Raw genomic sequence first — 25026 nt, 5'->3', positions numbered from 1 at the left:
AAGAGGCCCACTGCGTGCACCTTGCCGCCAGGAGGTGCCATCATGACAACCCGCACGACCTTCCGTGAACCGGAAGACTTCACTCGCAGCGAGGGCTTGCGTGCCCTGCTGAACCGGCTGCACGAGAGCGGCCCCGGCGCGTGGCAATCCGATCCGGTCGCCGCTGACCTGATGGTCTACGCCGCCGATAAGTACGGAGCGCTGGCTCGCAAGCACGGCCTCGACCCCTGGGAGGCGGCATCAGCCGCGTTCGATGTGATGCGCACCAAGGCCGCGCGTACCGCGAACGACCCGTGGGGCGTGGTGACCCACGCGGTGCGCATCACCTGCATCGCTGAGGAACGCGGGCAGGGTCTGTTGTGTTCGGTGCATCAGGCCCGACGCCCGCACATCTCTGCGTTCCATGACGCGGAGAGGCTGTCGGATCGGGAGAACCCGCTTACGGACTATCACTCCGCATTCCACGTCACCGATCCCGAACCGACCGGCGCCGACGAACCGGCCAGTACGACGACGAGCTGCTCGGCAGGCTCGGCGGTGGAGGACGCGATCGCGCTGTTCACGCTGCTGGGCTGGCCCCCACACGTCGCCCGCGCCGGGGTCGAGCACATCTGCCAGGCTCTGGCCGGTGCGGGTAGCCGCCAGAGCGCCTATGAAGCGCTGCGCCGCGACAAGCACGCTCGCGCCCTGCTGGACGTGAACGGCACCGCCTGGACAGCGCTGTTGAAGGCGCTGCTCGGGCATCCCAGCCCGGCCTATGCCGCGACCACTGCTGGGCGCGGCATCCTGCTCAGGTTGCTGATTGGCGAGAGTCTGCGCGCGCTGCTGCGCGACGACGATCTCGTACTGATGATCTCCCTCGCGGCCCCCAAACATGGGGGTCGGTCATGAGCAGGCACACCGGGCACATCGAACTCGACCGCACCGTCGCCTCGATCATCGTCGGCAACCGGCACCGCACCGATCTGGGCGACCTGACCGAGCTGGCCGAGTCCATCGCCCGCGACGGACTCCTGCAACCGTTGACGGTCACCATCGACGGGGTGCTGGTGTGCGGCGCTCGGCGGCTGGCCGCGATCAAGCTGCTCGGCTGGCGCACGGTGAGCGTGTGGGTGCGCTCGGGCGTCTCGGGCAGGCTGGGACACCTGCTGGCCGAGCAAGACGACAACCTTCTGCACAAAGACCTCACCCCGAGCGAGAAGTCTGCGCTGTACAGCGAACTGAAGACCCTCATGGCCGAGGACGCCGCGCGCAGGCAGGCAGCAACAAGGTTCAGTGCGGAGAACCAGCCCGGAAACGACGGCGTGGGAAAGTTTCCCGCACCGTCCGAAGCTGCGGGCCGAGCCAGCGAGCAAGCCGCCGCAATGATCCCCGGCGGTGCGTCGTACAAGACGCTCGACAAGATCGACTACCTGCGGCAAGTCACCGACGACCCCAATCTGCCCGCGACAGTGCGCGCCGAGGCGGCAGCGGAGGTCGAACGCATCAACGCCGGTGCTCCGGTGCATCCCGGCTTCGAGCGCATTCGTGCCGCTGTCGCCGAAGTGACCAGCGAGGACGCCGATCTGGAGGCCGCGGCGCGTGAGGCCGTCGCCCGCGCTCAGGCGGCGCAAGCCAAGCCCGTGCCGGTCATCTCCGCGAGTGAGACCGAGCCTGCGCGGTGGCCGGTGCGCGCGTTCGTCGCCACCTGGACGGAGCTTGCCGACTGGTGGATGCACTACGACGCCGAGATGCTGGCCAGCGATCTCACCGACGAGCAGATCGGCTCGTTCCTGGCGACCGCTGATGGCACCAGTACGTTCGCCGACGAGCTACGCGCCGCCCGGCAGTCGCTGGACAACCCGCGTAGGCACCTACGAGCGCTCTGACCCTCATCGGGTGCGTGGGCGGCGCACCTGGGGGTTATGAAGACGACTCCCGATGATCCCGCCCGCACCCGCCGCCGATTGATCTCCCTCTTCTGCGCCGGGGTCGCGTTCCTCGTCCTGGCTGCGATCGGCGTCTACGGGCTGGTGACCGGCCCGAACGACACCGGTCCGTCACCTGATAGGCCACCGGTTCCGACTCGCTCCACTCCCGATCAGCCGACTCCGCGCCTGCCCCACATCGCCCCGTCGACCGACCCCGAAGAGTTCGCACGCTCGGCCGCGCATGCGCTATTCACCTGGGATGCCACCAGCGGGTTCCTACCGCTGGATCACACCGCCGTGCTGCTCGACGTGGGCGACCCGACCGGGAATGAGCAAGCGGGCCTGGCCTCCGACGTCACCTCCTACCTGCCGGACCGTGACGCCTGGGTCGATCTGCGCCAGTACAGCACGAGCCAGCACCTGGCCATCACCGACGCCTATGTACCTGAGCAGTGGGCCGGGGCAGTCGAGCAAGCCCGGCCCGGCCAGCTCCCGGTCGGGGCGACCGCCATCACGATCGAGGGCACCCGGCACCGCGAAGGAATCTGGAACGACGAACCGGTGACTTCTGAGCACCAGGTGGTGTTCACGATCTTCCTCGCCTGCCCACCCGACACCCCGCCGACGGGCAGCCAGAGCGAGACCGGCGCAGCCGATGCGGGTGAGGTGCCGTCCTGCTATCTGCTGCGCCTGTCGATGCTCGACCAGCCGCTGCGCTGACACGGAGGCCATGAAAATGAAGAAAGCAGTCATCGCTCTCGCCCTGCTGCTCCTGCTCGGCCCGTTCGTCGGTCTGCTAGCGATCGGCGTGCTGATGAATCCCGCCGCGAACGCCGCGTGCACCATCGACGGCACCGGCGTCACCATCGGGAACATCCCCGACTCGCTGACGGCCACCACCGCAAACGGCGAGACCATCACGCTCAACCGGCAACAGCTCACGCACGCGGCAACCATCATCGAGATCGGTTCTGGTATCGACGGGGTCGGGCGCGACGGTATCCAGATCGCACTCATGGCAGCACTGACCGAATCCACCCTGCGGATGCTGTCGAACACCTCCGCCTATCCCGAGAGCGCCGACTACCCGAACGACGGCGATGGCGGCGACCACGACAGCCTGGGCCTGTTCCAGATGCGCCCGCAGTCCGGGTGGGGCAGCGTCGCCGAACTCATGGACGCCACCTATCAAGCTCGGGCGTTCTACGGGGGACCGGACGGCCCGAACTACCCGAGTCCGCGTGGCCTGCTCGACATTCCCGGCTGGCAGCAGATGGGCAAGGGCGAGGCAGCTCAGGCGGTCGAAGTCAGTGCCTACCCCGACAGGTACAACAACTACGAGCCGGTCGCACTCACCATCCTGAGCACGCTCACGGGAGCGGGTGGACCGATCAACCCAGCACCGCTCCTCCCCACTGTCGTAGTGGCTGAGGTCGCGGAGTCATCGCGCGTGGTGTTCCCACTGCCGGAGGGCACCTGGGTTCCCACGTCACCGTTCGGATCGCGCATCCACCCAATCACCGGGGAGCAGAGCTTCCATACGGGTTCTGACTTCGCCGCGCCGGACGGTACCCCGATCCTCGCCGCCGCCTCTGGCACGGTCACCGTCGCCGAGTTTTCCGGCGGGTACGGCGGCCTGGTCGTGATCGAGCACCGTATCGGCGGGCGCACCGTGGCGACCGCGTACGCGCACAGCTGGAAGCACGGCATCCACGTCTCGCTGGGCGATCAAGTACGTGCCGGGCAGCACATCGCCGACGTCGGTTCCTCGGGCATGAGCACGGGGCCGCATCTGCATTTCGAGGTTCGTGACGGCGGCACCAACGGAGAGTTCATCGACCCTGCCGCATGGCTGAACCAGCACAACGCCGCCGACCTCCCTGAAGCCTCAGTCGGGTCTCCGACCGGATGTGAGAGCAGCACTGGCACTGTCGGTGACCCGGCACCGTTCGACAGCGATGACCCGAACCGGATGGTCGACGACCCGACCTCGACCGGGCAGATCGCCGCCCGGATGCTGCACCTGTACGAGCAGACCATCGCCTCGTTCCCCGACACCGGGTGGGGCTGCTACTCACCCCGGCCCGGCACCCAATCGGAGCATCCCTTGGGCCGTGCGTGTGATCTGACGTTCGGCAACGCGATCGGCCAGTACCCAACCGCTGAGCAGCTCGCCTACGGCTGGCAGGTCACCGAGTGGATGCAGACCCACGCCGAAGCGCTCGGCGTCGAGTACCTGATCTGGCAAGGCAAAATCTGGTCGCTCTCGCGCGATTCCGAGGGTTGGCGTCCATACAACGGCGGCGGGATGCACGACCCCGGCAATGTGACGGGTGGGCACTACGACCACCTCCACGTCACGGTGAAGTAGCGGGTGCGTCATGAACGTGTTTCCCGACTTCGACGGACTGGCAGGCATCGGCGATCTACGGGAGGTCGTCGGGGCGCTGCTGATGTTCGCTCTCGTGATCGCGGTGCTGATGCTGATCGTCTCGGCGATCATCTGGGCGGTCTCATCGAGCACCGGCAACTATGCCGCCGCCTCCAAGGGCCGCGTCGGGGTGCTGGTCTCCCTCGGCGGCGCAGTCCTGGCCGGGGCCGGTGTCGCGTGGATGAACTGGCTGATCGGCATCGGCCAACAACTCTGACCCCTACGGCTTCTGAGCGCCCGCCCTCTGGGGCGGGCGCTCTCGTACGTGTGGCGGCGGGGTGCACCTGACGGCAGAACCACCCAACGCTTCAAGAAGGAGAACTGCCGTGATCGACATCGACCCCAACTCCAGCGGCTTGCCGGGAATCGAACAGCTGCGCATCATCGTCGGCGCAGTCATGACCGTGGGCCTGATCCTCAGCGTTCTGGCGCTGATCGTCTCCGCGATCATCTGGGCCTACGGCTCCAACTCATCCAACCCGCATCTGGCCGGTCGCGGCAAGATCGGCGTTCTGATCTCATGCGGTGCAGCCGTCGTCTGTGGCGCGTCCGTCACGCTCATCAACTTCTTCTGGGGCGTCGGCCAAGCCGTCTGAACCCACCCATCAACAACTCCGAACTACAAGGAGGCTCGTGATGGGCGTGTGCGATATCCCCGTCATTTCCAGCGTCTGCGATGTCGCCGGTGAAGCTGCCGCGACGCTAATCTCGGCCCCGTTCGACTGGCTTGCCAGCGCGATGGGCGAAGCCGCCGCCTGGCTGTTCGAGGCCGTCTGGACTGTCTTCGACACCACCACGATGGTCGACGTCACCAGCGGCGAGTACGTGGGCGTCTACAACCTGATCTTCGGGATCGCCGTGTTCGTCATGCTGCTGTTCTTCTGCCTGCAACTGATCACCGGCATGATCCGCCGAGAACCCGCCGCCCTCTCCCGCGCCGCCCTCGGCTTGGCCAAGAGCGTGCTCGGGTCGTTCGTGGTCATCACGCTGGTGACGCTGCTGCTGGAGATCACCGACCAACTCGCAGTCGGGATCATCCAAGCCGCCGGGGAAACCACCGAGACGATGGGCGACAAGATCGCCATTCTCGTCGCCGGACTGACCGCACTGAACGTCGGCGCTCCCGGAGTCGGAGCGATCCTGACGATCTTCCTCGCATCCTTGGCCATCGCCGCCGCAGCGATCGTGTGGCTGTCCCTGCTCATCCGCAAGGCGCTGCTGCTGGTCGCGGTGGTCTTGGCCCCGTTCGCGTTCTCTGGTGCCTCCTGGGATGCCACGCGCGGGTGGATTTCCAAGTGGGCGATGTTCGTCATCGCGCTCGTGTTGTCCAAGCTGGTGCTCGTCGTGATTCTGCTGGTCGCGGTGACCCAGGTGTCGGCCCCCATCGACGCCGACCTGTCGAACATCGCCGACCCGCTGGCCGGGGTGGTGCTGATGGCGCTGGCCGGGTTCGCGCCGTACATGACCTACCGGTTCCTGTCGTTCATCGGCTTCGACCTTTACAACTCGATGGGCACCGAGCAGGAGGCCAAGAGCGCCCTCAACCGGCCCGTGCCGACGCCGGGCAAGCCGCAGGGCGGCGAGCCGAAGAAGGTGCTCGACGAAGGCAGCAAGAGCAGCGACAAGAAAGCCAGCGGCGGAAGCGGTGGTGCCGGTGGTGGCCCCAAGTCAAATCCCACGCCCCCGCCGTCCTCAGCGGGCAGCGCTGGCGCTGGTGGGTCCGCCGGGACCGCGGGTGCCGGGGGTGGTGCAGCGGCGGCAGGGCCGATCGCCGCAGGAGTAGTGGCCGGTGCCGCAGTGGTCAAGGCAGCCGCGACCGCCGGACCAAAAGCGGGCCAGGCGCTCGCCGGTCAAGCCGATCAAGCCGCGTCCGGTGCCGAGCAGTCGGGGCAGGCTCCGGTCACGCCCCACGCACCGCCTCCCTCCGGGCCGTTGCCGAAGACCCCGAACAGCTCCCCGCCACCACCGTCTCCCCAGCCCAAGCCGACGAAGGAATGACCTGCGATGCCGAACACTGAAATGGCCCACGAACGCGGCGGCGAGCTGGTGCCCGTGAAATTCTCCCGCCTCACCAGGCGCGGCATCTTGCTCGGCCTGTCGCTGTCTCAGCTGATCACCCTCGGTGTCGGCGGGGCGAGCCTGGTGGCCGCGTTCTACGGCGGCGGCGGTGTCCTGTTCCTCATCACCGCGCCGATTTGGATTATCGCTGCCGCGATCACTTGGATTCCGGTCGCGGGCCGCCCGCTGGTCGAGTGGCTGCCGGTGGCGTGCTGGTGGCTGTGGCGCACCACCGGCGGGCAACTGGCCTACCGGCGCAGGATCGTCACCCCACGCCCGGCGGGCACACTCGCGCTGCCAGGCGACATGGCCCGGTTGCGCGAGTACGTCGATCCCGAGACCGGGGCTGGGATGGTGCACGATCCCACCGCCGGCACTCTCACTGTCGTCACCGAGATCACCCATCCCGCGTTCGTGCTGCTCGACCCCGGTGAGCAAGAACGACGCGTGACCGCGTGGGGCAGGGTGCTGGCGACCGTGTGCCGTTCGGGGCGCATCGCCACCTTGCAAGTGCTGGAACGCACACTGCCGGACTCCGGGCAGGGTCTGGCCGAGTGGTGGGCCGCGCACGGCACCGCTGACGGCTCGTGGGCGGCGACGACCTATCAGGAACTCATCGAACGGGCCGGGCCTGCCGGGGAACGCCACGCAACCACCCTCAGTCTGAGCCTGGATATGCGTGCTGCCGCCCGTCAGATTCGCACCGCAGGCGGCGGCGTCAAGGGCGCAGCAAACGTGCTGCGACAGGAGATGGGCACGCTGTCGGCGGCGCTGCGCTCGGCAGACCTGACGAGCACGAGCTGGCTCAGCACCGGACAGATCGCAGTCATCCTGCGCTCGGCGTATGACCCAGCTATCGCCGCCACGCTGGAACGCCACGGTGACCTCGGGCACGACCTCGCCACTGCCGGGCCGGTCGCGGTTACCGAGTCGTGGGGGCATCTGCGCAGCGACTCGGCCTATCACTGCGTCGTCTGGATCTCGGAGTGGCCGCGCTCGATGGTGCATCCAGGGTTCCTCTCTCCCGTGCTGCTCAGTAGCGGCATCCATCGGGCGTTCTCGCTGATCTGCACCCCGCTGCGCACCGATCAGGCTGCCCGCGACATTCGCCGCAAGAAGACCGAGTACATCTCCGACGCAGCCCAGCGTGCCCGCATCGGGCAGATCGAAGACGCCTCGCAGACCGCCGAGTACCACGACGTGCTCCAGCAGGAGGCTGACCTGACCGCCGGGCACGGAGTGCTCCGCTACACCGGGCTGATCTCCGTGTCTGCCGACTCGCTCGAGGAACTGGAAGCGGCAGTCGCCGCGATCGAGCAAGCCGCCATTCAAGCCTCGTGCGAGACCCGCGTGCTGGTCGGCCAGCAGGCGCAGGCCTTCACCGCCGCCGCGCTACCGCTGTGCCGCAAGGTCTGAGCCGCCAAGCGCACCTCGAAACCATCACCACTGATCCACCTGGAGGCCCGACATGCCCACGTTCAACGACCCGACCGCCGACGCCGAGGAAGCCCGCCAAGCGCTGCGCGGTCTCGCACACGCCACCATCCGTATCGACGACCCCGACAACCTCTACGGCATCGTCGGGGAACTCCTCGGCGCGACCCGCTCCCTGGAGCAGTCGCTCATCCAACTCGGCGGAGCCAGCCTCACCCACCAAGGCCGCGCCGCCCACGATGACGGTGACCGTGATCTCGGGGCTGCCGACGCCTGGGCCGCTGCCGACGCACTCCAGCAGGCCGCAAGGCACGTCAGCGCCGCCGAGAGCGTCCTCGATCAGGCATCCGGGCACCTGGGCCGCATCGCCTGGCAACCCCCGCAGCGGCAATGGGTGACGGTCGTCTTCTTGCAGGGCGACGAGGCCGGGCAGGTGCTCGACCTCATCAACCGCGACGGCACCGACGCCGCAATCAAGCATCTGCGCGGCTACGACTACGGCGACGAGACCACCAGCGCCGCGCTCGCCAACGGGCACCACTACGACGAACCGCCCACCAATATGCACTCGCAACGAGTCGATGACGGCGACTACGCCCTGATCTACAATCACGCCCTCGGGCACACCGGGCTGTACCGCGCCCACACACCACCGCCCGACAGCAGCACGCCGGAGAGCGACGGTCCGCAGAACGTAGGGCCTGCGCAGGACGCGGCGACCGCCGAGGCCGCGCGGCGGGCGCTCGATGAGCGCCGCGACCGGGTGCGCGGCGACGGGTCATGGTTCACCCCTGACCGCATCGCGGACATCAAGCGCAACCGGGGGCTGGAGCGATGAACCGCAGCGATGGTGAGAAGCTGCATGCCTCGGTGCTGGTCGCCCCCGCGAAAGAACAGCGACGCTACCGCAAACAGCGACGCCAAGCCGCGAACCAGCTGCACCACGAGCAGCGGCAGCAGCGGATGGACGAGGCCAAGGCCCGTGCCGAAGCGGAGAAAGCCGAGCGCGCCGCACGCCAGTATCTGCCCGCAGCAGGTGAACCCGGCCCGTCGATGCTGCGCACACCGGGCCGTTTCCATCTGCCCCGGCATCAGGACACCTCCGCCACCCTGTCGGGTGCGTACCCGTTCGTCGCAGAGGGCGGGCTCGGGTCCAGCGGAGTATTCGTTGGCCAAGACCTCTACAGCGGCGGCTCGTTCGTGTACGACCCGTGGGTGCTGTATGCCAACGGCGTCATCACCGCACCCAACGTCGTCCTGGCCGGAATCGTCGGCTCAGGCAAGTCTTCACTCGCCAAGTCCTTGTACACCCGCAGCCTGCCGTTCGGCAGGCGCGTGTACGTGCCGGGCGATCCGAAAGGCGAACATACCGCTGTCGCGGAGGCCGTCGGCGGACGCGCGATCGCGCTCGGGCACGGCATGGCCAACAGACTCAACCCCTTGGACGAGGGCTATCGACCCTCCCACTTCACTGATGTCGAGTGGGAGAGCACCGTGGCCGCTCGTCGCCGCGACCTCATCGGCGCTTTGGCCGAGGTGGTGCTCACTCGCACGCTGACCCCGCTGGAACACACCGCGATCGACACCGCGCTGACCGCGACCGTGCGGGAGAATACGGTGCCGATTCTGCCGATGGTCGTCGACCGCATCCTCGCCCCCACCGACGACAATGACGGACGACTGGCCGAGGACGGCCGCATTGTCGGCCATGCTTTGCGGCGGCTGGTCGCAGGCGACCTAGCGGGGTTATTCGATGGTCCCTCGACGGTGCAGTTCGATCCGACGCTGCCGATGATGAGCCTCGATCTGTCGCGGGTGACGGAGAACAGCACGCTCATCAGCGCACTCATGACGTGCTGCTCGGCGTGGATGGAATCGGCGCTGCTCGACCCGGCAGGCGGGCAACGGTGGGTGATCTACGACGAGGCGTGGCGTCTGATGTCGCAGCCATCGTTGCTGAGACGAATGGACGCGCACTGGCGTCTCGCCAGGCACTACGGCATCGCCAACGCCCTCATCTTCCACAAGCTGACCGATCTGGAGAACGTCGGCGACTCCGGCAGCGCCATGCGCTCGCTCGCCAACAGCCTGCTAGCGAACGCCGAGACGCGCATCATCTACCGGCAAGAATCCGACCAATTGGGCGTCACCGCGAAGGCGCTCGGGCTGACGACCACCGAACGCAAACTGTTGCCCTCGCTCGGGGTCGGGCAGGGCTTGTGGCGCATCAAGGAACGCAGCTTCGTCGTGCAACAGCAGTTGCACCCTGCCGAGTTGGAACTGTTCGACACGAGCGCCAGGGCATCGGGCCTCACTCCCGGCGGAAACACACCGTGACCCACACGGGAAACAGGCGAAGCACCTGGTGGGCATGAAACACAACACATCATCTACTGCCACTCGCACAACACCCTACGAGATCGAGGGGCGCGCGTTCCTGCCCGGCGAGACTATCGGCGTCGCCATCCTGCTCCGCAACACCGAGGCCAACCGTTACGGCGAGGCTCAGGTGCTCATCAAGACTGCCGAACTTCCCAGCGGCTGTGAGGGCGTCGTGCTGTTCGGGTACGACTCCGGAACGCTTTACTACGAAGACCCCCGCTGACGCGGTAATGCCTGGCCGGGAGGCTGCGGGCGCACCTGACAGCATGAGAAAGCCACCTACCCACGTTCCTGTTCCCGCGCCGGTGTCGATGCCGGTAATCCGCCTGGCCGTGCACGACGACGGCACGATGAGCGCCAGCATCGACGGTGAACCGCTCGCCCCGCCGGTCGCCGAGGGAGTGTGGCGGCGCGGCTCGTTCGCGCAGATTGTCGATCAGGTCACCGCCGAGCGGATGATCCCGGCACGGGTCGAGGTCACCGAGGCCGATGGTTCGGTGTTCACCGACATCATCACCGCCACCGCCCGCAAGAACACCCCAGCCCCTGACCTGCCGGATCCCGAACCGGCGGATGCGCCCCGGCTGCGGGAAGTGACCGGGGAGGGCTTTGTACCCGGCGAGGACATTGCGGTGTGCCGCATCATCCGGCACACCGACGCCGCTGCGACCGGCACCGCCCGCGCGCTCATCGACCTGGACCACGACCACCTCAACCGTGGCGACGAAGTGGTGCTGGTGGGCCGAGTCTCGGGGACGCTCGTCGTGCGGAGCCTGTCATGAGCGCTCCGGCACCCGGCAGGCAGACCGGCTCATTCGGTGACGAGCTGACCAACGCCGCCATGATCGGCCTGATCGGGGTGTTCGCGCTCGCGCTCCTGCTGCGCGGGGCCGGGTCGGTGGCCGCGTTCCTCACCGGGACTGCTCAGCCGGCGGCTGGCCCCGCTGCTGGGGTCGGCGTGCTGTTCAACCCCGGCGACCCGGCAACCGCGCTCGAGGCCGAGGGCCTGAACGTCGTGGCTTACTGGATTGTCGCGGTCGTCCTGTTCGCGCTGCTGGCGGCGGCGATCACCTGGGGCTGGACGCTGCTGCGCCGTCAGTCGCGGAAGACCGCGACCGACCCGCACCGGCTCGTCGGCATCGCCACGAAACACGACGTCGCCGGGGCCGCCTCGACCAAGGCACTGCTGGGGAGGGCAGCGAACCTGCGCCCCTCACTGACACAGCCGGCACCTGCCGATGTGGGCTACCGGCTCGGCACCGCGCACGGGCGTGACGTGTGGGCCAGCGTCGAGGACTCGATTCTGCTGATCGGGCCACCGCGCTCGGGCAAGGGCCTGCACATCGTCATCCCGTCGATCTTGGACGCGCCCGGCGCGGTCGTGGTGACCTCGACCCGCCCGGACAACCTCACCGCGAGCCTGCGAGCGAGGCAGCGCATCGGCCCGACAGCGGTGTTTGACCCGCAGCATCTGGCCAAGGGCATCCCCGCCGGGCTGCGCTGGTCACCGATCAGGGGATGCGAAGACCCTCTGACGGCGATGATTCGCGCAACCGGCCTCGCCTCAGCGACCGGCCTGAGCTCCGGCGGCGTCGAGGGCGGCGGGTTCTGGGAGGGCAAGACACGCTCCGCCCTCCAAGCGCTCTTGCACGCAGCCGCGATCGACCACAGGCCGCCCGCCGAACTGTTCCGCTGGACGCTCGACCCGACCGCCGCCGCCGACGCGGTGGCGATCTTGACAAATAGCCCGCTCGCGGCGGGCGGATGGGCCGAGTCCTTGGAGGCGATGATCGATTCCGACCCGCGCACCCGCGATTCGATCTGGCAAGGCGTCTCCCTGTCACTCAGCGCGCTAGCTGACCCGCGCGTACTCGATGCGGTCACGCCCGGCGCGGGCGAGGACTTCGACCCGGAGAAGTTCATCTCCTCGCGCGGCACCCTCTACCTACTCGCCACCGGCGCAGGAGCCGGAGCCAGCGCCGCGCTCGTGGCGGCGTTCGTCGAAGACCTCGTAGAAGCCGCCCGACGGGTGGCGGCACGCTCACCCGGCGCGCGCCTCGACCCACCCCTGTTGCTGGCCTTGGATGAGATCGCCAACCTCAGCCCGCTGCCGAGCCTGCCGACTCTCATGGCCGAGGGCGGCGGCACGGGCATCACAACAATGCCGGTGCTCCAGAGCCTCGCGCAGGCACGTGACCGCTGGAGCGAGAACCAAGCCAACGCCATCTGGGATGCGGCGATCACCAAGATCATCCTCGGCGGCGCATCCAACAGCCGCGATCTGCAAGACCTCTCCGCGCTGATCGGCGAACGCGACGAGTTCACCGACAGCATGACCCTCGGCGATCACGGCACCCGCTCGAATCAACGCTCGATCCGGCGCGTGCCGATCATGCCGCCCGACCGCATCCGCACCCTCCCGTTCGGCACCGCCGTCACCATGCTGCGCTCGGCCCCGCCGATCATCACCGACCTACGCGCGTGGCCGAAACGACCCGACGGTAACCAGCTCAAGGCCGATCGCGCCGAGATCGAGGCGATGCTGGAACGAGGCAGCAATGGCACCTGAGCCGCACCTATCTCACCGACCGCTGACCTACGACCGACAGTTTCAGCCACGGGCAGCGACGACAACGGCCCGAGTGTGGTGGAGGTGATAGCTCATGGCCAGACGCAGGAGCCGCACAGCGCCGCCCGGTCAGCTGGAGTTCGACCTGTGGGGGCTAGCCGAGCACACCGCCGACAAGCAGATCAGCGAAGCAGCCGAGAACACGCTCGACGTGGAGGGAGCAGAACGTGAACAAGTACGGGGCACAGGCGATGCAGCACTGGAAGACCCACGCACCAGAACGGTACAAGCTGATCGAGAACCCGACCCAGTTCTTCACCGAACTGGGACTGGAGGCACAGGGCCAGATCACCGAACTGGCACGGCAGATCGAGACGAACCCGGCGTTGACGCTGGCGAAGATGGCCTCTTCGGAGCAGACTTACTTGCAGGACGTGGCACGCCGGATGACGGCGCTACGGATAGCGGAGGACGTCGTGATGCAGCAACTCGCCTGGCTCACCGACCCGAGCCTGCCGCTGGACGAGGCCCGTCAGGAGTGGAACCAGACCACGCCGAACGACGAGAACCTGATCATGTGGGCCGAGCGAATACAGGACGCCCCCGATCTGATGCCCTCGACGATCGACCTGGAGCAGAAAGCCAAAGACTGGGCCGTGCCACTCTGGTTCTTGGAGGGCATGGTCGAAGCGGGGATCCCGAGGCGGTATCTGGAAGAGCACCAGAGCCTGCTGGCAGAGGCAGCGACGATCCGCTTCCTGCGCGAAGTCCACTAACCCCCACTGCTGACGACACCGACCCGGAGCCACGGTCTGCCGCGCCGGTCTTGCGGTTCGTGCCCGCCACGCACGACGATCTGGCCCCCTCGGGCGCGAAAGCCCGCTTCCACGCGAACGTGGCCGCCATCGAAGCCGCGCGGCTGCTCGCGGCTCAGGAACGCCCGGCGACCGCCGACGAGCAGCAGACGCTTGCGCGCTGGTCGAGCTGGGGCGCGGTGCCCGAGGTTTTCGACGAATCCAAGCAGGACTGGAACACAGAGCGCGAGCAGCTGCGGAGCCTGCTCACCCCAGAAGAGTGGGATGCCGCCGCGCGCACGACGATCAACGCGCACTACACCGACCCGTTGATCGTGCGGCAGATGTGGCGGGCCATGACCATGCTCGGCTTCGACGGCGGCAGGGTGCTGGAGCCTGGTTCCGGGCTGGGCACGTTCCTTGGCATGGCCCCGGACACGGCGCACATGACCGGCGTCGAGCTTGACCCGGTGACCGCAACCATCAGTAGGGCGCTGTATTCGCACGCCGAGGTTCGCGGCGAGTCGTTCGCGGACACCCGTCTGCCCGAGGGATCGTTCGACGCGGTGATCGGGAACGTGCCGTTCTCGGATGTGACCTTGCACGACCCAGTGCACAACCCGACCCGACAGTCGATGCACAACCACTTCATCCTCAAATCCCTCCGGCTCGTCAGGCCGGGCGGGATGGTCGCCGTACTCACGTCGCAATACACGATGGACGCGCAGAACCCCGGCGCGCGCCGCGAGATGGCGATGCTCGCCGACCTCGTGGGCGCGATCCGGCTCCCCGCCGGAGCGCACCGGCGCACGGCGGGCACAGACGTGGTGACCGATCTGCTCATCCTGCGCCGCCGCGAGGAAGGCCAGCCGACCGCCGATGACGGCTTGTGGGAGACGGTCACCCCGATCAACATGGACGGGCAGACGGCCAAGATCAACGCCTACTTCGACACCCACCCCGAGCATGTCCTCGGCACTCTGGGGATCGGGCACGGCATGTACGGCCCGGCGCTCACCGTCGCCGGCGACCTCGACCGGCTGGAAGCAGACCTGGCTGACGTGCTCGATCAGGTCACGTTCAGTGCTCGCCGCACCGGGCTGACGTTCACCGCGCCTACGGCGGAGCACCAGGCGCGGCAGGCCGCCCGTGTGCCGTCGCCGCCGCAGTTGTGGGATGGCAGCATCGTCACCACCGACACCGGGTTCGGCACCGTCGCCGCCGGTGCCGTCGAACCGCTGGAGGTGCCGAAGTCGGCTGGCCTGGAGCTACGCGCCCTGCTGGGGCTGCGCGACGGCGCGCACCGGCTGCTCGAACTGGAGGCCGCAACCGTCGATGACACCGACGAGATCAACGCGGCACGCGAGGCTCTGCACCGCGACTACCGCAAGTACGTCGGCCGGTACGGGCCACTGAACCGCTACACGCTGCGCCGCACCGGACGCACCAACGATGCCGGGGAAGACACCTACGCCCGTAAGGTGCCGACCCCGATCCGGCTACTGAGAAGCGACCCGTTCGGGGCGCTCGTGCTCGCGCTGGAGCAGTTCGACGACACCGACCAGACCGCGACCCCAGCGGCGATCATGACGCGCCGGGTCGTCTCCCCGCGCACCGAGACCCAGGGCGTCGACACTCCCGCTGATGCGATCGCGGTGAGCCTGGATCGCACCGGTCGCATCGACTTGCCGCTGATCGCTGACATGCTCGGCATGGACGAGGCTGAGGCACGCGCCTCGCTGACCGGACTGGTGTTCACCGATCCGGTCACTGACGAACTCATCCACGCCCCGGCGTACCTCTCCGGTGATGTGCGAGTGAAACTGGAGCAGGCCACTACGCGCGCTGCCGACGATCCTGAGTTTCAGGCGAACGTGGACGCGCTGACCGAGGTCGTGCCCGAAGCGCTCGGTGTCCAGGAGATCAGCGCCCGCATGGGAGCGGTGTGGATCAGCGCCGAGGTGCACGCGCAGTTCCTGAACGAGCTGCTGCGCACCAGCGACGTGAATGTGGAAAACCCGCTGCCGGGCATGTGGGAAGTACGCGGAGGCCGCCAAGGGCTCATGTCCACCAGCGAGTGGGGCACCGAGCGTCGCCCCGCTCCCGATATCGCCCAGGCAATCATGGAACAGCGCACCCTACTCGTCTATGACGAGATCGAAGAGCTCGACGGCAAAAAGCGCCGCGTGCTCAACCCGCTGGAGACCACCGCCGCGCAGGAGAAAGCCGACGCCCTGCAAGAGCGGTTCTCCGAGTGGGTATTCGAAGACCCCGAACGCGCCCGCACCCTCGTGAACGAGTACAACCGGCGCTTCAATTCCATTGTGCTCAGGGATTACACGAACGCGGGCGAGTACCTGAGCCTGCCGGGGCTGGCGGAGAACTTCACCCCGCGCCCGCACCAGCGCTCAGCAGTCGCGCGCATGATCGCCGAACCCTCCGCCGGGCTGTTCCACGAGGTCGGAGCGGGCAAGACGGCGGAAATGATCATGGGCGTGATGGAGATGCGCCGCATGGGTCTCATCGACAAGCCGGTCCTGGTGATCCCGAACCACATGCTGGAACAGTTCAGCCGCGAGTGGCTGCAGATCTATCCACAGGCCCGGATTCTCGCCGCGTCCAGCAAAGACCTCACCGCCGACAAGCGTCGCCTGTTCGTCGCGCGGGCGTCGGCGAACGAGTGGGATGGCGTCCTGGTGACGCAGGGAGCGTTCGAGAAGATCCCGCTGCGCGCAGAGACCCAGCAGGCGTACATCCAAGCCCAGGTTGACGAGATGCGGGAAGTGCTGGCTGCGGCCACGGGTGAGAACGCGATGAGCGTCAAGCGCATCCAGCGCAAGCTGCTCCAGCTGGAGAACAAGGTCAAAGCCCGCATCGACACCAGTCGGGATGCCGGGGTGTGCTTCGAGGACACCGGCATCGACTACGTGGTCGTCGACGAGATGCACATGTACAAGAACCTCGCCACCGACTCCAACATCGCTGACGCCGCGATCGAGGGTTCCAACCGGGCCAGCGATCTGCACATGAAGCTCGAATATCTTCGCTCCCAAGGCAGAGAGCGAGTCGTCACCGGCGCGACCGCGACACCGATCTCGAACTCGGTCACGGAGGCGTTCGTGATGCAGAAGTACTTGCGCCCGGACTTGCTGGAGACTGCCGGGATCGGGGCGTTCGATGCGTGGGCGGCGACGTTCGGGCAGACGGTCACGCAGATGGAGATGGCCCCCACTGGCAACAACACGTTCCGCATGAAGACAAGGTTTTCGAAGTTCCAGAACGTGCCCGAGATGCTGAAACTCTGGTCGATCTTCGCCGATGTGAAGACCGCCGAGGATCTGCAACTGCCGATCCCCCACATCGCTGAACGCGACGACGGACGCCGGGCACCGGCAACGGTGGCGATTCAGCCCACGGTCGAGCTGGAGCAGTTCATCGAGACCCTCGGCACGCGCGCCGAGAAGGTCGCGGCCCGAGCGGTGTCGCCGAGCGAGGACAACATGCTCACCATCTCGACCGATGGGCGCAAGGCCGCGCTCGACATTCGCATGATCGCCCCGCGCGACATCTCGGGGCCGACCAAGGTCGATCTGGCCGCCGACAGCATCCATCGGGTCTGGGAACAGACGAAAGACAACACCTACCTCGACCCGATCACCGGGCAGGAATCGCCCGTGCGCGGAGCTTTGCAGCTGGTGTTCTCCGACATCGGCACCCCGAACCCGACCCGGTGGAACGCCTACGACGAACTCCGGGCACAACTGATCGCACGCGGGATGCCTCCTGAGTCGATCCGGTACATGCACGAGGCCAAGACCGACGTGGACAAAGCCCGGCTGTTCGCTGCGGCGCGCGCCGGGTACGTCGCGGTGCTGATGGGCTCGACCGAGAAGATGGGCGTCGGCACCAACGTCCAGAACCGTGCCGTCGCCTTGTATCACCTGGACTGCCCGTGGCGCCCGTCCGACATCGCCCAGCGCGAGGGCCGCATCCTGCGACAAGGCAACCAGAATCCCGAGATCGGCATTGTCCGCTTCGTCACCGAGCGATCGTTCGACTCATACATGTGGCAGGGCGTCGAACGCAAAGCCACATTCATCGCGCAGCTCATGCGTGGCAGCCTCGACTCCCGCGAAATCGAGGAGATCGACTCCTCCGCGCTCTCGGCCGCAGAAGCCAAAGCCATCTCCTCGGGGAACCCGCTGCTGCTGGAGCACTCCACCGTGCACACCGAAGTGCAACGGCTGCGTCGCTTGGAGCGCGCCTACCATCGCAACGAGTCGATGCTCGCCCATGCCCGCGACCGAGCCAGCGATCACGCACGTCGCGCTGCCTCCGATGTCGAAGCCCTCGAAGCGGTGCTGCCTCGCTTGACCGATACCTCGGGCGAGAAGTTCCGCATCGAGCTACGCGGTCACACCTACACTTCCCGTACCGACGCCGCCCACGCGCTCGCGTCCTGGGCGCACGACTCCGACCTGAAATGGGCACCCCGCTACGCCACCCGTGACTACGGTGCCATCGGCAAGATCAGCGGCTTCGACGTCACCGTCTCAACGAGCCCGGCGCTCGGAGCTGAACCGATGGTGACCGTCAGACTCGACGGAGTGCCCCGTAGTGGATTCACTATGACCCGCCAATCGTTCCTCGACGGCGGCGTCGGGCTCATCCAGCGCATCGAGAACCGCGCCTCCGGCATCCCCGCGCTCCTGGAGCAAGCCCGCGACGACCTGACCAGTGCTGAGCAAGAACGCGACGATGCCGAGCAACGCATCGGACAGCCCTTCCGCCACACAAGGGCCCTCGCAGACGCAGAGAACGACCTCTCCCGAATCGAGACCCGGCTGGCCGCGATGCAAGAAGACATCGACCACGCTGCACCGCCCGAACCCGCACCGCAGGGCTCTCCGAGCGGGCTGACGGTGGAGACGGTGCGAGCGCACCGGGCGGCGCTCGGTGTGCGAGCCGACCCGGCCCGGACCCCGAGCACCACCGGAGCGTTCGCCACCGCTGGTGGCGAATCGCGTGACCTTTCCCCACGTGGACTCTGAGCGCACCTTCCCGTCACACCAGCCGAAGAGAGGCGGTGCGACGCGAACAGGAGGATGCGTGATGGGGATCAAGAACGGCACGATCATGGTCGGTCACATCGCCGGTGACCCGCGACTGACCCACAGCGAGAAGACCGGCACGCCGAGGTTCTATGCGCGTGTGGGCGTCGACCACTGGCGACGCGAAGATGATGGCACCTTCACCAAGACCGACCGGACGTTCCACGACCTCGCGGTGCGCTACAAGGCCGCTGAAGCAGCGATGGAGCTGTTCAAGAAGGGCGACGACTTCATCGCCACCGGACGGTTCGAGAAGTTTACAGACCCCACCACCGGGGCCGAACGCGAAGAGTTCCGCGCCGACACCCTCGCCCCGAACCCGGTCAGCACACGTCTGAGCATCGAACGCGAACCGCGCCCCGGTCCGGGACGAGGCGCGCCCGGCGTTGACCGCAGCCAGGCATTCGAACGGCCCGAGCAGTCCTCGCAGGCCCGCGAGCCTGCGACGCTTGGCCGCTGAACCGGACCAGATCATGAGCGATTACACTCGCGCATCAGCCGAAGAGCCCGACGGCCGGCCAGACCCCGATCTCGACCCCGCATCGACGCCTGAGCCGCACGGTGACCTCGGACCGGTGCTGGAGGAACCGCCCGGCCCGATCAACTGGAACCTCCTGACCGCTGATGAGGCAGAGCATGCATGGTTGGAGCTGAACCAGTGGGTGAACTGGCTGCGCAGCACCTACGGGCTGCCCACCTCGGTGATTCCTCCGATGTGGCATCGGCACCCCGAGCTGCACTGGGAACTCTCCGCACTCCACACCCACTGGCTCAACGCCTTCGATCCACAGCAGAACGGTTCGGCCCCGATCGGCTGGCATCGCGACTTCGCAGATACCCGACAGCGACTGCGCGATTGGGTCGCCGCCAGCGGCACCCGACTCGACCGGGACAGGCCCACTCGCCAGACGATCTGGCCCGGCGAGGACGAAGCCGCACCCATCGAAGACACCCCCATCGAGAACCGTGACGAGGACTTCGTAGCCTTCGTCATCGCCGACGTCGAACGCCGCCGCCAGATCGAACACGACTTCTACGCCAGCCTCAACCCTGACACCGGCGAGATCACCTGAGCCTCCGAACAGCAGTGGGATCGAGCCACACAGCTCGACCCCACGCCCATGCCCTTCCCGAGCGTCAGCTGACCCGGTAGAATCGTGGGCACAGGCGACATCACATCAGCTAGGCCGTCACCCTCCGTGGAGACGGCATGACGAGCCGGGCACCCGCCCAGGTGAGTCCATCCCATCAAGGCGTCGCCGCTTGGGAGGACTCCGTCATGCTCCGACTGATCTGGAACACCAGCACCCGCATCCGCACGTTCATGCGGATCTGGATGCCCACCAACATTCTGCTCGACGCCCTGCGTACCAGGCGAGGGCTGCGCTGGGGCATCCCGGCCATGCTGCTCTCAGTCGGCTACTTCGCCGTCGCCTACTGGTGCACCACTCTCATCGCCGATGGTGGCCCGGGCTGGCTGCACCTGATCGTGCTGCTGTGCATCATCAATGCCTTCAAGTTCCTCGTCAACGGCCCCATCACAGCCGCCAGGCTCATCAGCGTCCGTCGCCGTGAACGCAAGCACGACCACCTGGGCCGACAGGCACGGAGCGCACCTGTAGGGCATGAGGCACTACCGGACAACGAACACGGGGAGACGTATCTCGGCCGAACCCCGGGTGCGCTCCACACCTGACCACGCCCGTCTGGTCGACCTCGTGCTGCACCTCGCCGACGAACTCCACGCCCACGAAATCGATGAACGCCAGCGCTGCATCGGCACGCTGAACATCAACGACGCATCACCATCTGCTCCGGCAGATGAGCAAGGAACAGATCACGATGACACTCCTCGCCCCACACCCTGAGACCGACTCCGCCCCCTTGTTCACGGCAGTCACCTACCAGCGGGTCTCAACCAAGGAACAAGCAGCCAAGGGCGGACGCGATGAGGGATTCTCGATCCCCGCCCAACGTGAGGCCAACGCCCGCAAAGCCGAGTCTCTCGGCGCGCGGGTCGTGGCGGAGTTCGTCGACGCCGGAGAATCCGCGCGCTCTGCTGACCGGCCCGACCTGCAACGGATGCTCGAGTACATCGCGACCCATCAGGTCAGCTACTGCATCGTGCACAAGGTCGACCGCCTCGCCCGCAACCGGGTAGATGACGTCGAGATCCACCGCCGCCTCGTCGAAGCCGGGGTGACGTTGGTTTCGGCGACGGAGAACATCGATGAGACGCCATCGGGGATGCTGCTGCACGGGATCATGTCGTCCATCGCGGAGTTCTACTCCAAGAACCTCGCCACCGAGGTCACCAAGGGTCTGAACCAGAAGTTCGAGACCGGCGGTACCCCTATGCGTGCCCCCATCGGCTACCTCAACGTCCGCAAACGTGACGAACAGGGCCGCGAGTACCGCACCGTGGAGATCGACCCCGAACGCGCACCGCTCATCCGGTGGGTGTTCGAGCAGTACGCCACCGGCGATCGCACCGTCGTCGACCTGCTCGCCGAGGTCACCGCCCGCGGCCTGACCACCGTGCCCACCCCCAAGCGCCCCTCCGGGCCAATGGCACGATCAGGATTCTTCAAGATCCTGCGCAACCCCTACTACATCGGCATCGTCCGCTACAAAGGCGCCGAACAGCCCGGCACCCACGAACCACTCATCGACCTCGACACCTGGCAGCACGTCCAACGACTCCTCGACTCCCGCAAGATCGCCTCAGAACGGCGACGCTCCCACGACCACTACCTCAAGGGCACCCTGTACTGCGGATCGTGCGGGTCACGGATGCAACTGGACTACCCGGCCAACAAGCAAGGCGTCCGCTACGGCTACTACGTTTGCTCCGGGCGGGCCTCCAAACGCAAGAACTGCACCCGCCGAGCAGTGCCCATCGGCGTCGCCGAGCAACTCGTCGCCGACTGCTACCAAGACATCGCGATCACCGAGGACGAGTACACCGCGCTGGCTGCCCAGGTCGAGGCCGCGTTCGATGAACGCCTCGCCTCCCGCTCCCAGGAGATGGCCGAGCTGACCGAGAACCGTCAGCGACTCCAGAACGAGAGCGACAAGCTCCTGGCCGCGCACTTCGCCGACGCCATCGACCTCGACACCTTGAAGCGCCACCAAGACCGCATCCGCACCGGGCTCGCCGACATCGACCGCCGCCTCGCCAGCGAACACGACCACCACACCGGAGCACGCAAACAACTCAGCACGGCCCTCGGCCTGCTGGTCGACTGCGCAACGCTCTACGCCCGCACCAACGACCAGGGCAAGCGGCTGGCAAACCAAGCGCTCACCCACGGCATCGACATCAGCGAAGACGAAAGGGCGACGATCCGACTCGCTGAGCCCTTCGCCGCCCTCACACCAGAACCCGCATCAACCGACGTCAGGAGTTCTAGTACGTCTTCAATTGTGGATCTGAGGGGATTCGAACCCCTGACCCCCTGCATGCCATGCAGGTGCGCTACCAGCTGCGCCACAGACCCGCACCCGTTTCCGGGAACTCGAAAATAATAGCTCAGAAGCTGAGGCGCACCAAATCGAGGCGCCGAGCGCGTGTCGCTACTGGGCGCTTCGGCGCGGCCACGCGTCGAAGCCCATGCGCACGGCGATGACAACGAGGAACGCTGCAAAGAGGATGTTGGCCAGCGACGGCGAGATTGCCGCGGCGCTCAACCCGCCGAGGGTCGTCGTGAGACACGCAGCCCCGCCAACCGCGAGGCCGGCCCCGACGTCAACGTTCTTCCGCCGGAGGTTGCTGATCGTGCCGGAGAGTGCAGTCGGGATCATCATGAGCAGCGAGCTGCCCTTCGCGAGGAGGTCGCTCGAGCCGAAGAGCACAACGAGCATCGGGACGACAACGACGCCACCGCCGATGCCGAGCAGCCCGGACAGGATGCCCGTGCAGACCCCAAGGATGACCAGGAGCACTCCCCCGAGCACGTCGATGTGCACGGCGGCATCCCGCGAGGGGACAACAAGGAAGAGCGAGACGATGACCACGCCGATGAAGGCGATGAACGACCACTGCAGCGTCCGCTTCGAGACCTTCTCAAGCAGCCAGGAGCCGATCGGCGCCCCGACGATCGCGCCGAGGGCCAGCAGCGCCGCAAGCAACAGATCGACATTGCCCGCGCTCGCGTACGTCAGGACTCCAACGATCGCGGAAGGCAGGATCGCCAGGAGGGACGTGCCGGCTGCCAGACGAGTGTCGAGCCGCACCAGGTACACAAGCGCGGGCACGATGAGGATGCCCCCGCCAACACCGAAGAGCCCGGACAGGAACCCCGCCAGCAAGCCGGTGAGGATGAGCCACGCCCATCCTCCCAGCGACCTGCGGGGCGTCACGCTGGTCAGTTCTCTTCTGCCTGCTCTGACTCGTCTGCTTCAGCATCCGCATCAGCGAGGTCGAGCTTGACGACGGGGGCGTCGTTCCACAGGCGCTCGAGGCCGTAGAACATGCGCTCTTCCTCGTGGAAGACGTGGACCACGATGTCGTTGAAGTCGAGGAGAACCCAGCGGCCCTCGCGGCGGCCCTCACGTCGAAGCGTGCACTGGCCGATGTCGCGCATTGCGTCTTCGATCTCGTCGGCGATGGAGAGCACCATGCGCTCGTTGCGGCCGGAGGCGAGCAGGAAGATATCCGTAAGTGGCATGTTGTTCGAGACGTCGAGGCCGACGATGTCGAAGCCGAGCCTCTTGTCGGCAGCCTGCGCTGCGATGTTTGCCAGTTCGATTGCTCGCGTACTCGCGGTCATTCGGTGCCTTTCGTTGAGAGCTCAGGAGAGCCCATCGTGGTGTCCGAGAGGCGATGCGCTCGCCAGCTGATCAGAACCAACCCTGAACAATACCCAGGATCACTGCGACAACGCCAGCCACAGCGACGGCGATCCCGCTGACGACGGCCCAGATGGACAGCCGCACCCCGTTCCCGCGGCGGGGAGCGAGCGGCATTCCGGGCTCCCTCACGGCACGGCTGGCGGCAACGGGGCTGTGCTCCTCAACGATCTTCACGCGCTGCTCTTCGATGTCGTCGTCGTCGACGTCGATCTCCGGAGAGTCGAGGCCGCTCGTGAGCGTGCCGAAGTTGGACAGCTCGCGCGAGACCTGCATCTTGCCGGTCACCATGAGGTCGCCGGCTCCGCTGAGCGCGCCCGTGATGCCGGGCGAGCTCATGTCTGGCATAACGATCATGCCCGTCGGAGTCTCGTCCGTTGAGTGGCTCGCCATTACGAGACGACGGAAGTAGTCGCCGCTTGTGCCGTCTTGCTGGGCTTCCTGCTCCGCCGCGGCCGGGCTGCGATTGAACGAGTCCCCCGGCAGCTCTGGCGCATCCGCGCGGTCGTTCTCCGGCTCCGGCTCCGGCACTGTCGCGGGAGAAAGGCCCGCGATCTGGAGGGGTGCCTCCAAGGCGACGCCTGAGGCAGGTACCGAAGAGACGGGTACTTCCGCTTCTGGTGCGTCGGCCGATCCAGGTTCGTCTGCCGATCCGGGTTCGTCTGCCGATTCAGGCTCGACTTCGACTTCGGCCGCTTCGACGGGCTCGCGCACGGCTTCCGTGGTCGTGGCCTCGGAGGTCACGGAGACGGTCGGCGTGAGCGTCGGCAGCGGCGTCTCCTCGCCCTTCTCGCGGCGCCGTTCGAGTTCGCGGAGCTCGCGACGAGTCAGTGGAGCGTCACTCATATCGCATCAATCTCTTCCGCCGTGTACAGCCGGTGCTTCGACATGTACTGCACAACACCATCCGGGACGAGGTACCAGACCGGCTTCTCTTCGTAGGCACGTTCCCTGATGTCGGTCGAGGAGATCGCCAGCGCTGGAATCTGGAGCGTCGCGACCTTGTCGGCAGGGATGCCATCGGTACGCATCTCGTGGCCCGGACGGGAGACGGCCACGAACTGAGCGAGCTCGAAGAGCTCGAGCGAGTTCTTCCATCCGAGGATCTGCGCGATGGCGTCCGCCCCCGTGATGAAGTACAGATCGGCGTCTGGCCGGAGGCGCTGCACGTCACGAAGCGTGTCGATCGTGTAGGTCGGACCGTCACGGTCGACGTCGACACGACTGACCTTGAACCGAGGGTTCGAGGCCGTCGCGATGACGGTCATGAGGTAACGGTGCTCGACCGGGGTGACGTGCGCCTTGTGCGACGGCTTTCCCGTCGGCACGAACAGCACCTCGTCGAGTTCGAAATGCGCGGCCGCCTCGCTGGCCGCCACAAGGTGGCCGTGGTGGATGGGGTCGAAGGTGCCACCCATCACGCCGACGCGACGGCGCGCAGCAACGGGGGAAGTCTCGACGGTGTGAGGCATAGGGTGACGCGGCT

General features: G+C 66.9%; 23 protein-coding genes, 1 tRNA gene and 1 pseudogene. 19 read left to right on the top strand and 6 right to left on the bottom strand.

All coding sequences use genetic code 11. The annotated features are described in order from the left end of the window. Positions 1 to 42: 42 nt before the first annotated feature. The 19 genes and pseudogenes from FHX72_RS00420 to FHX72_RS00330 form a co-directional block, all read left to right on the top strand. Positions 43 to 891 carry a hypothetical protein gene (locus tag FHX72_RS00420; RefSeq protein WP_183622380.1) on the top strand — a complete coding sequence of 283 codons (849 nt, stop codon included), beginning with the start codon at positions 43 to 45 and terminating at the stop codon, positions 889 to 891. Beyond that, complete coding sequence (locus FHX72_RS00415; protein ID WP_183622378.1) at positions 888 to 1868, top strand: ParB N-terminal domain-containing protein; 981 nt, start codon at positions 888 to 890, stop codon at positions 1866 to 1868. The genes FHX72_RS00420 and FHX72_RS00415 overlap by 4 nt, the downstream gene beginning before the upstream one ends. Positions 1869 to 1904: 36 nt before the next feature. Then, the gene (locus tag FHX72_RS00410; RefSeq protein ID WP_183622376.1) at positions 1905 to 2630 is read left to right on the top strand and encodes a hypothetical protein; all 726 of its coding nucleotides are present in this window, start codon (positions 1905 to 1907) and stop codon (positions 2628 to 2630) included. Positions 2631 to 2640: 10 nt separating this feature from the next. Continuing rightward, entirely contained in the window at positions 2641 to 4281 is a 1641-nt protein-coding gene (locus tag FHX72_RS00405; RefSeq protein ID WP_183622374.1) for a M23 family metallopeptidase, read from the top strand. A 10-nt stretch (positions 4282 to 4291) separates the two neighbouring features. After that, positions 4292 to 4558 (top strand): DUF6112 family protein, encoded by a 267-nt coding sequence (locus tag FHX72_RS00400; RefSeq protein ID WP_183622372.1) that lies wholly within the window; start codon positions 4292 to 4294, stop codon positions 4556 to 4558. Between the two features lie 109 nt (positions 4559 to 4667). Next, positions 4668 to 4937 carry a DUF6112 family protein gene (locus FHX72_RS00395; RefSeq protein WP_017883434.1) on the top strand — a complete coding sequence of 90 codons (270 nt, stop codon included), beginning with the start codon at positions 4668 to 4670 and terminating at the stop codon, positions 4935 to 4937. A gap of 40 nt (positions 4938 to 4977) precedes the next feature. After that, complete coding sequence (locus tag FHX72_RS00390) at positions 4978 to 6339, top strand: conjugal transfer protein TrbL (RefSeq protein ID WP_183622370.1); 1362 nt, start codon at positions 4978 to 4980, stop codon at positions 6337 to 6339. A 21-nt stretch (positions 6340 to 6360) separates the two neighbouring features. Then, positions 6361 to 7815, top strand: coding sequence for an SCO6880 family protein (locus tag FHX72_RS00385; RefSeq protein WP_244963952.1), 1455 nt, complete (start codon positions 6361 to 6363; stop codon positions 7813 to 7815). A gap of 52 nt (positions 7816 to 7867) precedes the next feature. Continuing rightward, positions 7868 to 8671, top strand: coding sequence for a hypothetical protein (locus tag FHX72_RS00380; RefSeq protein WP_183622366.1), 804 nt, complete (start codon positions 7868 to 7870; stop codon positions 8669 to 8671). Then, a complete protein-coding gene (locus FHX72_RS00375) occupies positions 8668 to 10170 on the top strand; it encodes a TraC family protein (RefSeq protein ID WP_183622364.1) in 1503 nt (500 codons plus the stop codon). The genes FHX72_RS00380 and FHX72_RS00375 overlap by 4 nt, the downstream gene beginning before the upstream one ends. Positions 10171 to 10204: 34 nt before the next feature. Then, positions 10205 to 10438: a hypothetical protein gene (locus FHX72_RS00370; protein WP_183622362.1), complete on the top strand. Its 234-nt coding sequence runs from the start codon at positions 10205 to 10207 to the stop codon at positions 10436 to 10438. Positions 10439 to 10526: 88 nt separating this feature from the next. After that, on the top strand, positions 10527 to 10997 hold the full coding sequence (locus FHX72_RS00365) for a hypothetical protein (protein ID WP_244963951.1): 471 nt from the start codon (positions 10527 to 10529) through the stop codon (positions 10995 to 10997). Next, a complete protein-coding gene (locus tag FHX72_RS00360) occupies positions 10994 to 12784 on the top strand; it encodes a TraM recognition domain-containing protein (RefSeq protein ID WP_183622360.1) in 1791 nt (596 codons plus the stop codon). The genes FHX72_RS00365 and FHX72_RS00360 overlap by 4 nt, the downstream gene beginning before the upstream one ends. A 227-nt stretch (positions 12785 to 13011) precedes the next feature. Further along, positions 13012 to 13560 (top strand): hypothetical protein, encoded by a 549-nt coding sequence (locus FHX72_RS00355; RefSeq protein WP_183622359.1) that lies wholly within the window; start codon positions 13012 to 13014, stop codon positions 13558 to 13560. A gap of 59 nt (positions 13561 to 13619) precedes the next feature. Continuing rightward, positions 13620 to 18629, top strand: coding sequence for a helicase (locus tag FHX72_RS00350; RefSeq protein ID WP_338110065.1), 5010 nt, complete (start codon positions 13620 to 13622; stop codon positions 18627 to 18629). A gap of 61 nt (positions 18630 to 18690) precedes the next feature. Beyond that, the gene (locus FHX72_RS00345) at positions 18691 to 19149 is read left to right on the top strand and encodes a single-stranded DNA-binding protein (RefSeq protein ID WP_183622356.1); all 459 of its coding nucleotides are present in this window, start codon (positions 18691 to 18693) and stop codon (positions 19147 to 19149) included. A gap of 13 nt (positions 19150 to 19162) precedes the next feature. Beyond that, entirely contained in the window at positions 19163 to 19762 is a 600-nt protein-coding gene (locus FHX72_RS00340; protein WP_183622354.1) for a hypothetical protein, read from the top strand. Positions 19763 to 19968: 206 nt separating this feature from the next. Beyond that, positions 19969 to 20385 carry a sulfate permease gene (locus FHX72_RS00335; protein ID WP_183622352.1) on the top strand — a complete coding sequence of 139 codons (417 nt, stop codon included), beginning with the start codon at positions 19969 to 19971 and terminating at the stop codon, positions 20383 to 20385. A 125-nt stretch (positions 20386 to 20510) separates the two neighbouring features. Further along, positions 20511 to 21557, top strand: a pseudogene (locus tag FHX72_RS00330) (recombinase family protein); the annotation flags it as partial. On the opposite strand, the gene FHX72_RS18655 reads toward FHX72_RS00330, so the two are convergent. The 6 genes from FHX72_RS18655 to nadD all read right to left on the bottom strand — a co-directional run bounded on the left by FHX72_RS18655 (position 21477) and on the right by nadD (position 25012). Beyond that, positions 21477 to 21878: a hypothetical protein gene (locus FHX72_RS18655; protein ID WP_244963950.1), complete on the bottom strand. Its 402-nt coding sequence runs from the start codon at positions 21876 to 21878 to the stop codon at positions 21477 to 21479. The pseudogene FHX72_RS00330 and the gene FHX72_RS18655 sit on opposite strands and share 81 nt — an antisense overlap. Before the next feature lie 238 nt (positions 21879 to 22116). Then, positions 22117 to 22189, bottom strand: a tRNA-Ala gene (locus FHX72_RS00325). A 76-nt stretch (positions 22190 to 22265) separates the two neighbouring features. Continuing rightward, positions 22266 to 23051: a sulfite exporter TauE/SafE family protein gene (locus tag FHX72_RS00320; protein ID WP_235812747.1), complete on the bottom strand. Its 786-nt coding sequence runs from the start codon at positions 23049 to 23051 to the stop codon at positions 22266 to 22268. Positions 23052 to 23056: 5 nt separating this feature from the next. Continuing rightward, positions 23057 to 23461: a ribosome silencing factor gene (gene rsfS / locus FHX72_RS00315; protein WP_183622350.1), complete on the bottom strand. Its 405-nt coding sequence runs from the start codon at positions 23459 to 23461 to the stop codon at positions 23057 to 23059. A 70-nt stretch (positions 23462 to 23531) separates the two neighbouring features. Further along, on the bottom strand, positions 23532 to 24386 hold the full coding sequence (locus tag FHX72_RS00310) for a hypothetical protein (protein WP_183622342.1): 855 nt from the start codon (positions 24384 to 24386) through the stop codon (positions 23532 to 23534). Beyond that, a complete protein-coding gene (nadD, locus tag FHX72_RS00305) occupies positions 24383 to 25012 on the bottom strand; it encodes a nicotinate-nucleotide adenylyltransferase (RefSeq protein ID WP_068481298.1) in 630 nt (209 codons plus the stop codon). Before nadD ends, FHX72_RS00310 begins: the two co-directional genes overlap by 4 nt. Positions 25013 to 25026: the final 14 nt, after the last annotated feature.

Origin of the sequence: Pseudoclavibacter helvolus, from assembly GCF_014191305.1 — a bacterium.
Classification (GTDB): domain Bacteria; phylum Actinomycetota; class Actinomycetes; order Actinomycetales; family Microbacteriaceae; genus Pseudoclavibacter; species Pseudoclavibacter helvolus.
The sequence above is the reverse complement of the archived record's forward strand: the minus strand, read 5'-3'. Positions and strand labels throughout refer to the sequence as shown.

Coding starts and splice junctions, on each gene's coding strand:
- FHX72_RS00420 (WP_183622380.1), top strand. CDS start 43: ATGACAACCCGCACGACCTTCCGTGAACCGGAAGACTTCACTCGCAGC.
- FHX72_RS00415 (WP_183622378.1), top strand. CDS start 888: ATGAGCAGGCACACCGGGCACATCGAACTCGACCGCACCGTCGCCTCG.
- FHX72_RS00410 (WP_183622376.1), top strand. CDS start 1,905: ATGAAGACGACTCCCGATGATCCCGCCCGCACCCGCCGCCGATTGATC.
- FHX72_RS00405 (WP_183622374.1), top strand. CDS start 2,641: ATGAAAATGAAGAAAGCAGTCATCGCTCTCGCCCTGCTGCTCCTGCTC.
- FHX72_RS00400 (WP_183622372.1), top strand. CDS start 4,292: ATGAACGTGTTTCCCGACTTCGACGGACTGGCAGGCATCGGCGATCTA.
- FHX72_RS00390 (WP_183622370.1), top strand. CDS start 4,978: ATGGGCGTGTGCGATATCCCCGTCATTTCCAGCGTCTGCGATGTCGCC.
- FHX72_RS00385 (WP_244963952.1), top strand. CDS start 6,361: ATGGCCCACGAACGCGGCGGCGAGCTGGTGCCCGTGAAATTCTCCCGC.
- FHX72_RS00380 (WP_183622366.1), top strand. CDS start 7,868: ATGCCCACGTTCAACGACCCGACCGCCGACGCCGAGGAAGCCCGCCAA.
- FHX72_RS00375 (WP_183622364.1), top strand. CDS start 8,668: ATGAACCGCAGCGATGGTGAGAAGCTGCATGCCTCGGTGCTGGTCGCC.
- FHX72_RS00370 (WP_183622362.1), top strand. CDS start 10,205: ATGAAACACAACACATCATCTACTGCCACTCGCACAACACCCTACGAG.
- FHX72_RS00365 (WP_244963951.1), top strand. CDS start 10,527: ATGCCGGTAATCCGCCTGGCCGTGCACGACGACGGCACGATGAGCGCC.
- FHX72_RS00360 (WP_183622360.1), top strand. CDS start 10,994: ATGAGCGCTCCGGCACCCGGCAGGCAGACCGGCTCATTCGGTGACGAG.
- FHX72_RS00345 (WP_183622356.1), top strand. CDS start 18,691: ATGGGGATCAAGAACGGCACGATCATGGTCGGTCACATCGCCGGTGAC.
- FHX72_RS00340 (WP_183622354.1), top strand. CDS start 19,163: ATGAGCGATTACACTCGCGCATCAGCCGAAGAGCCCGACGGCCGGCCA.
- FHX72_RS00335 (WP_183622352.1), top strand. CDS start 19,969: ATGCTCCGACTGATCTGGAACACCAGCACCCGCATCCGCACGTTCATG.
- rsfS (WP_183622350.1), bottom strand. CDS start 23,461: ATGACCGCGAGTACGCGAGCAATCGAACTGGCAAACATCGCAGCGCAG.
- FHX72_RS00310 (WP_183622342.1), bottom strand. CDS start 24,386: ATGAGTGACGCTCCACTGACTCGTCGCGAGCTCCGCGAACTCGAACGG.
- nadD (WP_068481298.1), bottom strand. CDS start 25,012: ATGCCTCACACCGTCGAGACTTCCCCCGTTGCTGCGCGCCGTCGCGTC.